Raw genomic sequence first — 12,260 nt, forward strand, 5'->3', positions numbered from 1 at the left:
AATGGGATACGCAATATTGCCAAGAAGCGGCTAGATTAATCAATACCGGCTCAGAGACCGACGTCGTTGTTCAAGTAGCATTGCCGAGATCAAACTTGCTTCTGAGCCATCGATCGAATGAGTCCACGCGCACGAATTCCGTGGGCACAGGATACGGTGGAAAGCGCATCCACCAATAGATGTCTCGACATACGTACGCCTCCGGGAATGTTGGCGGATCGCTGATAGCGGGTTCTGGCCAACCCAATAGCGTTCGTAGCTCGTCGGTATTTGCTTGCAAAAACGCACGGCGCCCTTCAATCTTCGCGAACTGCGCTCGGTCGGGCGGTACGCCAAAAATCCGCTCCCGCAGTCTGCGCGCATCTTTGAGACAGAACGGCGGCTGATTGTACTTGCATTCCACGCTAAGCCACGTATTAGTCTCCGGCCAGTACGCGAGCACGTCGAAGTCACCAACGTCGGCGAAGCCATTGCTGGGAAAGCGCCGCATGAAATCAATACCGGGCGCGACAAACTTGGTCGTGCGTGCACAAATTTCTGCGGCTCGTTTCTCAAGCCCTTTCTCAAGATAGTTCTTGATTTTCTGAACAGCTTTTTTCGTCTCAACCCATGGGAAGTCCGCCGGCAGATAGCCATTGATTATCGCGTTTACCCACGCCCTGCTCGAGCGCTCCGCCGCAGATGCGCCCCAAGTAAAGCGTCCATCCGACAATGCGATTAACGGGCGCAGATTAAGCCTCGCACTGCGCTTGGTGTGCTCCCACACCGGGACATCGGACTCATGCACGGTTTTACCCAGAAGCATACGGACCTCGCGGGGATCGAGCGTCAAGAACGCGATAATCCTGTGAGCACGAGGACGGTCGACTGCTTCTATAAATCGTTTCAGCACTTCAGACAATTCGTCCGCAGTCGCCTCGTAGCGAAATGCCAGTTTAGCCAAATCGTTTGCCGAAGCCCATTGCGAGAGCACGCGCAGCGCGGTAGTCATCTGCCGAAATGTGAATCCGATGTCCCTTTCGAACGCTTCATCGATCGCATCCAGCCCAGCAGTCGATTGAACATCAATTGCGACCTCGTCCCGAGCAGTACGATTCAAGCCCAGCTGTGATTCGGCGATCTCACGTCGGAACGCGGTTTCCTCGACCTCTCGCTCGTCGGAATAGAAGACGTGAGGCACGTACATGTCGTCGAGCTCGAGGCCGGCAAGCGTCTTAACACCTTCTACCGCATTCTCGAAGGAAAGCGGTCCGGGACGCTTCATGCCAGCCCGTGCCATCAGGTTATCCCAAATGTGATGGTTGCTTGGCCGCGCACGACCACTTTTTGTTTTTCGTTTCTTTTTCATCTATCAGCTTTTCACGTCGACGTACCGGGATCCGTGTCACCTTATTCGGATAATTTTGTTGCGATGTGAACATACCTCTGTACTTCAGCGAAGACGCGCACCAAGTCCGCGGAATGATTGCTTTTTTCGATCGACGGTCTCAGTCCAAATGCTGCACGCCCCAAATAGCGGTCTCGGGGAATAGATTCTGTTCAACGATCGCGGCGCGAGCCACCGCGACATCGGGAACGAAAACCACGACCGCCAAGTCCTTCACCGCACGCGAGCAGCACACATAAAAGAGGCGACGCGTTCGATCAAGTACGGACTCCTCGCCCACGGCTATTTTGGCTTCGTCGGTCTCGGAGAGCGGGACATACCCAAAATACTTTCCATAGGAATATTGCCGGAAGGCAGCTTCCTCATCATCAATCACGACCAGAATCCCCGCGGAAATCGCGGATGGTATGACCGAGGCGCGGTACGAGGTCATCGTGCGTTGACGCAACGTCCACGGCCGACTTCGCGACCTCCTCATAGGTGGGAAAGGTGATCTCCGGGTGCTCTACGCGAGACTTTTCGGTCTCATGACGCCGCGCTCGACGCCGCAATGGGTGACGCGAGCTGCCCCGTCATCAGTCGTTGGAGTTTTTCCCAGGCAGCGCAGTACCTGTGCATCGGCACGGCCGCCAATTGTTCGTCATGAACAACCAAGATCTGCTCGATCGTGGACTGCTCGCGATCGAGCAACAGCCAAGCTGCACCCTGCTCCGCACGAGCAATGCATGCGTCCAAAGCGGCCTCAGCCTGCCGATACATACTCAAATCCGCGCCCGGTCCGGTCTCGCTGCGCATATAAAATGCGAGATAGACAACCCGGAGCAGACAACTGATTTGCTCCTCTCCTCCATGTCCGGCCTGCACAGCGGCCAGTGCCATATGATTTTCGAGGGACAGCGCACGGACCTTCGCGGTCGGCAATGGCAGAAGATCGCCTTTGGTAAGCGGCTTGCGACCCGAGCGTCGGAATTTCGGCAAAACCATGAGCCATGAGGTGTTCACAATGATGTTGAGACATGATACCGCGAGCCTCACATCAAGCCGAACGCAAGCTGCCGTCTCGAACTCCAGCGAGCGCTAGGCTGAAGCGCCGGATACCCACTCCGGCGATGTTCGGCTCCAACGGTTCAGTGCCGCTCAGAACTTGACCCGCATCCCGGCACCCACGCTGTTGCCAGTCGACACACCAGTGATCGTGTCATAGCGCCACGCTGCATACACATCGGTCCGCTTCGACAACGGGTAGTCGTAACCCAGCGCGACCGTCGACCAACGGATATGATCGCCTACCGGCGGTCGCCGCCGCGTTCCCGCCCACGACATCAGTACGCTTCCTAACCCTATCCGAACGCTTGCCCCCAACTGCACCGTATCGTCCGTGACGTGATTGTTGTTGTCCACGCGCTCGTACTGGGCGAACAGCTTGACCACACGCAACCGATACGCGCTACCGACCATCCACGCGGTCTGCGCGGTGGCGCCGTTGAGAAACAGCGATGCCGTATGCAAACTCTGCACGGCGGCCGTCGCGGAAAATGGACCGGCGAAGTACAACACGTTCGCGCTGTAGTTGGCCTGCCCGGCATGGCCGGCAACGCCGGCATTGCTGTACAGCAGGCTTCCGGACAGACCGGCAACCTCAGGGGTCTGATAAAGGAGCGAATTATCGATCGCCGTGTCGCTCTGGAGTGACGCAGCACCCATGGCCGAGCCAAGGAAATTATGTACGACAATCGGCGAGAAGACGAACGAATTGCCGAACGGATTGAACAGCAGCGTCGACACGAACAGTGGCGCGGTATTGCGCCCCAGCGTCAACTCTCCGAAATGGCCGCTCAGACCAACGAAGGCATTTCGCCCAAAAAATGACTGTCCAGGAAACGAGCCGACCTGGCCGCCGTTGAGGCGATAAAAGCTCTCGAGTGTGAAGATGGCCTTCATACCCCCGCCCAGATCTTCCTTACCGGACATCCCCCAATACGAAGTCGTCATCCCGCCAGAACCGACTTGCCACGCATTGCCGGCTGCACCGGCGGGATGCACTTCGCCAACGAAAGCGTCCGCGAGCCCATACAGCAAGACCGATGATTGCGCATGCGCGATCCCGGCACAGGTGCACATGCCCAACATCACAGCCAACTTACCCGCGCTTCCCCGAAGTCTTCTTATCTGCATGACGTCTCCTTCCTCTTTGTGATTGTTTATTCGTGTCGTGCCGTCTTGGAATCGACACTGTTCAGTCCGGTCGCACACGCGCGAGCGGCCGACCGCTGTCGGCCAGTCCGATCGCCACCACGATCTCGTTCGGCGCTGGCGCATCGGTAAGCGTCAGCGAGACCGTGTCGAAGTGGTCAAAGCTCCACATATCGGTGCTCCCGTGCAGCGGAACGTCCACACAGGTCCCTGGCGCACCGCGCTTGGTGACTGACGGGATCAACGACGTGGCGCCGGGCAAGCTCTCGCGCATGGCCTTGCCCATGCGGGGATGTAAGATCGCCGCCGCACATTCGAGCGGGACCTCGCTGCCCACAAGCGCGGCCTTGCCGTAGGCCTGAATTGCCGACGGCGGGACATCCAGCGCCCATCGCGCGCGGCCTGTGAGCAACGTGCCAAGCTCAGCGCCCAGTTCATAGAGCGACTCAAGCGTCACAATCGGCCCATCCGCTCGCCAGCCGTCGAGCCGCAGGACCGCCGCCACGACGACTTGTCGATGCGGCGGGTCAACCGGTACGTGTAGTTCCGCACGACGCTCGACCAGATGAACCAGGATCTTGGCAATAGGCGGACTCACGTGCGCACCTCCATGTCCTCGATCCGATCCCGGATCGCCTCTGGCGGAGCCGGAAATGGACCACGTGCGCACTCGTACGCCCGTGCCGCGCGCAGCACCAGCGCATCGCCCTCCGACGGCCCGATGATCTGTAGGCCCGTCGGTAACCCGCCCGGCAAACCACACGGCACGCTCGCCGCTGGCAAGCCAGTCTGGTTGCACCACGACGTCAAAGGCGGCGCCATGCGCGAGTGCTCGGGCCGCCCCTGCGCGAGCGGCGGGGCACAATGGAATGTCGGCGTGAGCAGTAGGTCGTAGTCTTCAAAGAACGCGGCCATCGCGACCGTAAGCGCGTGGCGCGCCTGAAGCGCATCAACGAAGGTCGAAGTGGGGACGCTATCGCCCGCCTCGGCCAGCGCACACACATCCGGATCGAGCTGCGACCGCGCCGAGGGAGGAAGCTGCCGGGCCCTTTGTGCAAAGAAGACGGCCCACTGGATTGCGTGCATGCGGCTCTCCAGATAGCCGTCAAGCGGCTTCACAGCCGTTTCCTCGACATGTGCCCCGAGCGCCTCGAACAGGCCCATCGCCTGACGGACGCTCGAGGTGATGTCGGGCTCGACCTGTACGCCCGCAGGCGCAGGGCAATAGGCAATGCGCAACCCGGCGATGCCATCATCCAGACCGATACGCAGATCGGGACAAGCAGAAGCAAGACTTCGCGCATCGCTCTGGCGCGCCATCACCGTCAGCATCAGCGCCGCGTCGCTTACGCAGCGCGCGATCGGCCCAAGCGTCGACAGGTGAGTCCAACTCACCGCCGTACCAGCCGGCACCCGGTTGAACGACGGTTTCATTCCGACCACCCCGCTCCAGCAGGCTGGGACGCGGATCGACCCGCCGCCGTCGGTAGCCAGCGACAACGGTCCCATGCCGAGCGCAACCGCTACAGCGGATCCACCGCTGCTTCCGCCGGACGTGAGACACCGGTCCCACGGGTTACGGGTAATGCCGGTGAGCGGGCTGTCCGTGACGATCTTGTTGCCAAACTCCGAAGTCGTGGTCTTGCCGAATAACAGCGCGCCGGCCTGTCGCAATCGCGCGACCGCGGGTGCGTCATCGGCCTCCGGTGCACTGGGTGACGTGAGCGATCCGAATCGGGTAGGCAGTCCGCGCACAGCGACGAGGTCCTTGACCGAGACCGGCACGCCATCCAGCAATCCACATGGCTCCCCGCGCATCCAACGTCGCTCCGACTCGCGGGCGGCGGCCAGCGCGCCGTCCTCGTCGAGGCTGCACACGCCGTTGACAAGGGGATTGAAGAGCGCGACCCGGTCCAGAACCGCGCAAATAACCTCGACGGGCGAGAACGAGCGGTGCCGGTAGCCGACCATTAGTTGCTCGACGTTCATTCCCAGTACGTCATTCATATGTAATCCTTAATAATTGAGAGAAATTAGAACGCGTTTGAATACCAGATGCCTATCCCTCGCACTGCGGTGGAATCGGTCCGGCCGATTCCAACACCGCGAAACTATCGTCCGACAGTGCCCTGCCGATACGGGTTTGGCACAACACATGGTCGCCGTCCCGGCTCACGCCCGCCTTGCCACGCGGTAGATTTAACGAAACACCCGGCAGCGCGGCTTTCACGCGGGCAACGTCGACGCTGCCGGCCGCCTTGACCGCCGCTGCAAACAGGCGAAGTCCGGCATATGTGCACTCGCCGTGCGGTAGCACCACGGCCAACTGCCCCAACCGGGGGTAGTGTGGGCCAGCTTCATGTGCCGTGTAGCGCGCGAGAAAGTCCCGGTTCTCCGGGTTGTCGACGCTCATGAAATACGAGGACACACCGATGATCCCGGTCGACGCGCCGGTGGTTGCGATCGACAGCGACTCGTGCGCAATGTCAGTCACCAGTTGCGGTTTCATGCCGAACGAGCGGTACTGCTTGACGAAGGTGACCGGGTCGTCGCCGATGCTGTGCCAGACGATCTGTGGGCGCTGGCTTGCGATCTGCTGCAACACCGCACCATAATCGCGTGTGCCGAACGGCAACCAATACACGTTGAGAAACTGCCCGCCGTAACGCTTCACCGCAGCCTGCAGCGCGGGCACCAGCACCTTGCGGTTGCTGCCGATGTCCGAGACCACCGCGCAGACGGTGCGACCACCCTGGCGCATCAGCCAATCGATCAGTGGGTCGACGCGCTGGTTGACAGTCAGGCCCGTAGTGAACAGATTCGGATCGCAGCGCCCCTCGTCGAAGTTCGGGTAGATCACGAGCCGCCCAGCGGACTTAGCAGCCTGCAACGCTGCTTCGCGCTCGGACGGTAGCACCATGCCGGTCAGGACCGCGACCTCATCGCGCATCAATAGTTGCCGCGCTTTCTGCAGCGTCACTGCGGTGGACATCTGGGTATCTTCGACGCTCAGTTGCAACGGGCGCCCCAGCAATCCACCGGCGGCGTTGATTTCGTCGACGGCCAACTGCGCGCAGTCGCGGTTGGTCTCACCCACGCGGGTGAGCGGACCGCTCAGCGGTGCAAGCAAGCCAATCTTGAGCGGCGTGGCGGCCCGTCCCAACGATGACATAGCGGAAGTGGCGAGGGCGCCGACGGCACTGAATAAGGCGGTTCGGGTAAAGGCACGGCGGTTCATCATGTTCTTCATTGGGTGCAGTTCAGGTTGGAATGCGTCGAATGTGGTGAAGAGATTGAAGGCGTGTCAGACTCGGCGGCCGGCGACAGGTATTGCGCCAACGGATGGGCCCCCGCGGCACTGCTTCGGGGCTCGATGCGGCCGGCATGGGCAACTCGCCCGTTCTTGAGCACGATGCAGCGCTGCGCGCTGCGCAGCACGAGATCGAGGTTCTGCTCGACCAGGAGCACGGCGAGCTGCGATCGGCGGCACAACGTTGGGATGACCTCGCCGATCAGCTCGACCAGATTCGGCTGCACACCGTCGGACGGTTCGTCCAGCAACAGCAGTTTCGGCCGACCGCACAGCGCGCGGGCAATCGCGAGCACCTGTTGCTCACCGCCGGACAGCGTCCCGCCGTGCTGCGAGAGTCGGGACTTGAGAATGGGGAAATATTCGAACACCTCGTCGAGAATCGCCCCACCACCCGCAGCCTGCGTGCCCATCATGAGGTTCTCGCGCACGGTCAGCTTGGGAAAAATCCAGCGCCCCTGAGGAACCAATCCGATGCCGCGTCGGGCGATCGCATGGGTGCGCAAGCCGTTGAGGGATTGCCCCTGAAACCGCACGTCGCCTGTCACGCGTGGCAGCAAGCCCATGATCGCTTTGACCAGGGTCGTCTTGCCCACGCCATTACAGCCAAGCACGCCAACAACTTCGTTTGGCCCGACGTCGAGGTTGAGTTGATGCAGCACTGCAACGTCGCCATATCCGGCAGACAGATTCTCAATGTGTAGCATGACCCGCTCCCTGACCGAGATAGATGCGTCGGATTTCTTCGTCGCGCGCGATGTCCGCATAGGAGCCTCGTCGAACAATCCGGCCACGGTGCATGACCCAGGTCTCGCACCGTAGCGCCTCGACAAAGCTCAGGTCGTGCTCGATCGCGAGTACCGCGCAGCGCTCGCGCAGACGGTGAATCAGGCGTACGAGCCGCTGCGCATCGGCGGCCGACAAGCCGGCGGCCGGTTCATCGAGCAAGAGCAACTCGGGTTGGCACATCATCGCCATACCGATCTCCAACCATTGGCGTTCACCATGCGGTAGGGTCATCGCACATAAGTTGGCCTGGTCCGACAGTCCTATCTCGTCCAGAATGGCGTCCGGGTTCGGCATCGGCGTGTCCCGGTACGACGCAACACCGAGGCCCGCGACGACGAGGTTCTCGCGCACGCTCATTGAAAGAAATGTGTTCGTGCCTTGGAACTTGCGAACCACGCCGCGTCGGCAGAATCGGTGCATCGGCCGACCCGTCATGCGCTCACCGGCGAGGTACAACTCTCCGGCCCCCGGCGCGATCGCACCGGACAACAGCCCGACCAAAGTGCTCTTGCCAGCGCCGTTCGGGCCAATCACGCACAGCAGATCGCGCGAGCCAATCGACACATCGACGTTGTCGACCGCATGAATGCCGCCGAACGCGCGCTGCAACCCTTCACCCTTTATCAGCGGCGTATCCATTACTGGCCTCCTTCCACGCGTTCGGCACGATGTAAGGGGCTACGCCCCCGTCGAATTCGGTCGATCCGACGTGCCCAAGCGATCAAGCCACCGAGCTGTACGCCGTTGGGCAGGAACAGCACGCAGCAGAGGAACAATGCGCCGAGCAGAAGCGGCCATCCGTCAGTAGTTGCGCTCGATACCGTTTGCTTAAGCAGCGTCAACCCGACGGCGGCGAGCACCGGACCACCGAGCGTGCCTTTACCGCCGATCGCCACCCATAGAATGACTTCGGTGGCCAGTACCGGCGAGAACACATCGGGCGCCACTACCCCCGAACAGGCAGCCATCAACGTTCCTGCGATAGCGGCAAGTCCGGCCGATACGATGAACACCAGCAAAAGGTGCCCGGACGTGTGATAGCCGCACGCTTTTGCGCGCCATTCGTTCGTCGCGATTGCGGTCAAGACTTTGCCGTATCGGCTGCGGCATACGAGCCAGGTCGCGACGAGCAGCACGGCAAGCACGGTCACGACCGTATACCAGGACCCGCGCGCTCCGCTCAAATTGAGCGTGCGCCCGACCAGTGAGAAGGACAATCCCGGAATGCCGAGGAGGCCCGTGTCACCGCCCGTGACCGACTGCCAGCTTGTCGCCAGTTGCTGGACGACAATCAGCACGGCCATGCTGACGATGGCGAAAAAGTGCAACCGCACACCGGCGAACAACAGGAAATAGCCCAACACGGCCGCGACGACCACGGCACAGACCAGTCCCACGATTACGCCTACGGTGGACGTCTGTCCATATTGCACGGTAGCGATTGCGAAACCGTACGCGCCGAGTCCGAAGAAGGTCGTGTGTCCGAGCGTGAGCACACCAGCCCTGCCCCACAACAGGTCGTAGCTCAGCGCCAGCAGCCCCATGATCAGCGCATCCCGCACGGTCGAAAGCAGATAGCTCCCCAGGGAAAACGGCAAGATCAATGCGGCAGCAACAATCGCTGCGCCGATTGCCATCGGCGAGATGTCTTCGATACCGATCGCTGGCTGAAACAGCCAGCGGCGCGTACTCGCAAGAAGTTGTCTGAGCATGATTCAACCTTTACCGTGGAGCTGATGGGCGGCGCTGAAACCGGGCAACAGGCCCTGTGGCCGAAAACGGATCAGAACGATGGACAGAATCAGCACGATCGCCGAGGCAAGGGACGGATCCACGCGATAGCTGAGCAGCGTTTCGGCCGTGCCGACGAACGCGCTGCCCAGCAGACTGCCGGCGATCGAACCAATACCGCCCAACACGATCACGAAGAACGCCTTGGCCAGATAGGCGAGGCCAAGATGGGACTCCACCGATATCATCGGCGCGACAAGGACGCCGGCCAGCGATGCGAGTGCGGCACCGCCACAGAACGCCAGCCGGTTCAGCCGCCGCGTGTCGATACCGACTGCCTCCGCCATCGCTGGGTGCTGGATCACAGCACGCAGCTGAACTCCGAAGCGTGTATAGGCAAATAGCAGCCAGCAACCGGTCGTCACCACCGCTGCAACGCCAATCACGAAGAGTCGATACGCTGGATAGCTGCCCCCTGGCACGGGAATCGCCCCCTCTAAGGGCGCGTACACCAGCATCGGATGTGTGCCGAAAACTAGTTCGAGGGCTTTCTGAACGATTAGGCTGATCGCGTATGTCGCGAGCAATGTGTCAAGCGGACGGTCGTAGAGCAATCGGATCACGAGGCGCTCAAGGAACCACCCGAGCACCGCACCCACCACCGGCGCCACAAACAACGCGAGCCAGAACGCATGCGGCCCGCCCAACGATTGCGTCACTGCCAACGTGTAGGCCCCGATCGTCACCCATTCCGCGTGTGCGAGGTTCACGATGTCCATCAGGCCGAAAACAATGGCTAGCCCCAAAGCAATCAGCATCAAGATGCTGACGTAGCTCAATATATTTAAGGTTCCTATCATATGTCCCTCAGAAGCTCACACCAATCAAAAGGGCGCGCCATCTCAACGTGACACGTCACCCTAGGGGCGACGTCCCTTGACTCAAACACCCCCGCCCGCCGGTCCAGCGCTTTGCCCACATTGCTCACAAAAATTCACAATATATTGTGAATATTAGGGCAAAACAGATCGAATTCACAATATATTGTGAATTTCCGAGCGAATGCTCCCCGATACTCGATTTGCCTAATCAAATCGAGTTGGCATGACCACAGAATCATTCATCAAAGCGCTCGGCAACGAGATACGCAGCCGTCGCAAAAGAAAAAAGCTGACACAGGTCGGGCTTGCTGTTCGCGCAAACGTCCACCCCAACACCGTCTCGCTCGTCGAACGCGCCGAGACGGTTGCCGGACTCGAAGCCCTACTCGTTCTGGCTGAGGCACTCGACACGCCGCTATCGCAAATAATCAAAGGCGCCGAGGACCGCATCAGTCTTCGTTGATCCGTTCTGTTTCGGCTCCCCATCTCTGCGGAGCACTTCCCCCGTCGCAACACTTGCCGTAGCCCTACCCGCCAGCGCCGTGCTGTCGGCCGTGGTGACGCGCGCTCAATGGATATGTCTGGCTTCGCCACCAACCGAGCTGGAAGCGCTAGACCAGACAGGCCGACCTTCGGCGGCGACAGCACTCTTCGACAAATTTATTATCACTAATCTACGAGCCTAGAAATCGGCTGTCAACGGCCGCCATCTTCGTGTTTACCCGATAAATACCCATCCTCGAGCGCCCTTGACACACACCATCTTCGCGCCTACCTTCAATTTATTATAATTAATTGGAGGCGAAATGACCAATAACCTTTGCGAGCTCACGACGCACGAACTCAGCGCCCTCTACGAAAACGGGGAGGCCTCGCCGGTCGACGTCCTGCGTGACGTGCTCGATCGCATTCAGCTGCTCGACCCGGTGGTCAATGCGGTCTGCGAAATCACCGACACAGCGTTCAGCATGGCAGAGGCCTCCGAGGCTCGATGGCGACGCGGCATACCTCTGGGACCGCTTGACGGTGTACCGATCACCATCAAGGACAACGTTTCCATCTCAGGCGTCGCGACTCGGTTCGGCTCTCGCGTTACCGCGCCGGAAGCGGCTCATTCGGACAGTCCCTGCGTTGCAAGACTGCGTGAAGCGGGTGCAATCTGCTTTGCCAAGACCACGCTGCCCGACTTTGCACATAAGATCGTCACGGATAGCCCCCTTACCGGTACTACACGCAATCCGTGGGATCTCACGCGGACGCCCGGCGGCAGCAGCGGTGGTGCAGCAGCAGCAGTTGCGCTCGGGATGGGCCCCGCAGCAATCGGGACGGACGGCGGTGGTTCCATTCGTATTCCCGCTGCATTCACGGGAACGTTCGGGTTCAAACCAAGCTTCGGGCGCGTGCCCCATGCGCCACGCGGCCCGTTCGGCTTGCTCAGCCATGTTGGCCCTATGACGCGCTGCGTCGAAGACGCGGCGCGCATCCTGACCGTGATCAGCCTGCCGGACAACCGCGACTGGTACGCCCTACCATTCGATGGTGGTGACTACGTACGCGGTCTGCAATGTCGGCCTGTCCCCGACGGTATCCGTATTGCCTGTAGCCCAACGCTCGGGCTGCCGATTGCGGTTGAACCTGAAATCCATACTGCCGTGATGCGTGCCGCAACCACCCTACGCGAATTAGGCGCCCGAGTTGATGCTGCCGACCCGCCCAGTATCAGTCGATGCAACGCCGTCCATGCGACCCTCTGGCGCGCGTTCTGCCGACAGCTCACGTCCGGCCTGCCAAGTGGCATCGATGATCTGGATCCGACGCTGCAAGCATATGCTCGTGCAGGAAAAGACGTATCGCGTGAGGCATTAGTAGGCGCGCTGATCGAACGCGGCGACCTAGTGTCCTGTTCCGCTGATTCGCGAGCAAAGTCGATGCAGCTTTTCGAGGATGGAATCGGCTGACGCGGTCCAGA

The 12,260-nt window shown here is 60.6% G+C and carries 12 protein-coding genes and 1 pseudogene; 2 read left to right on the top strand and 11 right to left on the bottom strand.

Going from position 1 to position 12,260, the window contains the following annotated elements:
* Positions 1–70 precede the first annotated feature (70 nt).
* From C5F75_RS35260 to urtB, 11 genes are all read right to left on the bottom strand, one after another.
* Entirely contained in the window at positions 71–1,348 is a 1,278-nt protein-coding gene (locus C5F75_RS35260) for a hypothetical protein (RefSeq protein ID WP_146075238.1), read from the bottom strand.
* A gap of 139 nt (positions 1,349–1,487) precedes the next feature.
* Entirely contained in the window at positions 1,488–1,820 is a 333-nt protein-coding gene (locus tag C5F75_RS35265; RefSeq protein WP_258048634.1) for a hypothetical protein, read from the bottom strand.
* A 92-nt stretch (positions 1,821–1,912) separates the two neighbouring features.
* A complete protein-coding gene (locus C5F75_RS35270; protein ID WP_104013468.1) occupies positions 1,913–2,371 on the bottom strand; it encodes a hypothetical protein in 459 nt (152 codons plus the stop codon).
* 153 nt (positions 2,372–2,524) lie between these two features.
* The gene (locus tag C5F75_RS35275; RefSeq protein WP_407641374.1) at positions 2,525–3,517 is read right to left on the bottom strand and encodes a porin; all 993 of its coding nucleotides are present in this window, start codon (positions 3,515–3,517) and stop codon (positions 2,525–2,527) included.
* A 106-nt stretch (positions 3,518–3,623) separates the two neighbouring features.
* Positions 3,624–4,178 (bottom strand): amino acid synthesis family protein, encoded by a 555-nt coding sequence (locus C5F75_RS35280; protein ID WP_104013470.1) that lies wholly within the window; start codon positions 4,176–4,178, stop codon positions 3,624–3,626.
* Positions 4,175–5,587, bottom strand: a complete 1,413-nt coding sequence (locus C5F75_RS35285; RefSeq protein ID WP_104013471.1) for an amidase family protein — start codon at positions 5,585–5,587, stop codon at positions 4,175–4,177. The genes C5F75_RS35280 and C5F75_RS35285 overlap by 4 nt, the downstream gene beginning before the upstream one ends.
* A 52-nt stretch (positions 5,588–5,639) precedes the next feature.
* Complete coding sequence (locus tag C5F75_RS35290) at positions 5,640–6,818, bottom strand: ABC transporter substrate-binding protein (protein ID WP_104013479.1); 1,179 nt, start codon at positions 6,816–6,818, stop codon at positions 5,640–5,642.
* A gap of 8 nt (positions 6,819–6,826) precedes the next feature.
* Positions 6,827–7,597, bottom strand: coding sequence for an ABC transporter ATP-binding protein (locus tag C5F75_RS35295; protein ID WP_104013472.1), 771 nt, complete (start codon positions 7,595–7,597; stop codon positions 6,827–6,829).
* The gene (locus C5F75_RS35300) at positions 7,584–8,318 is read right to left on the bottom strand and encodes an ABC transporter ATP-binding protein (RefSeq protein WP_104013473.1); all 735 of its coding nucleotides are present in this window, start codon (positions 8,316–8,318) and stop codon (positions 7,584–7,586) included. Before C5F75_RS35300 ends, C5F75_RS35295 begins: the two co-directional genes overlap by 14 nt.
* The gene (locus C5F75_RS35305; RefSeq protein WP_104013474.1) at positions 8,318–9,391 is read right to left on the bottom strand and encodes a branched-chain amino acid ABC transporter permease; all 1,074 of its coding nucleotides are present in this window, start codon (positions 9,389–9,391) and stop codon (positions 8,318–8,320) included. Before C5F75_RS35305 ends, C5F75_RS35300 begins: the two co-directional genes overlap by 1 nt.
* 3 nt (positions 9,392–9,394) lie before the next feature.
* The gene (urtB, locus tag C5F75_RS35310) at positions 9,395–10,270 is read right to left on the bottom strand and encodes an urea ABC transporter permease subunit UrtB (RefSeq protein WP_104013475.1); all 876 of its coding nucleotides are present in this window, start codon (positions 10,268–10,270) and stop codon (positions 9,395–9,397) included.
* 244 nt (positions 10,271–10,514) lie between these two features.
* Here urtB and C5F75_RS35315 point away from each other — a divergent pair, with 244 nt between their 5' ends.
* Both C5F75_RS35315 and C5F75_RS35320 read left to right on the top strand, forming a co-directional pair.
* Positions 10,515–10,754 carry a helix-turn-helix domain-containing protein gene (locus C5F75_RS35315; RefSeq protein ID WP_104013476.1) on the top strand — a complete coding sequence of 80 codons (240 nt, stop codon included), beginning with the start codon at positions 10,515–10,517 and terminating at the stop codon, positions 10,752–10,754.
* Between the two features lie 343 nt (positions 10,755–11,097).
* Positions 11,098–12,057 (top strand): annotated as a pseudogene (locus tag C5F75_RS35320) (amidase family protein); the annotation flags it as partial.
* Positions 12,058–12,260 lie beyond the last annotated feature (203 nt).

Source organism: Burkholderia anthinoferrum, from assembly GCF_002925705.1.
In the GTDB taxonomy this organism is placed as follows: domain Bacteria; phylum Pseudomonadota; class Gammaproteobacteria; order Burkholderiales; family Burkholderiaceae; genus Burkholderia; species Burkholderia semiarida.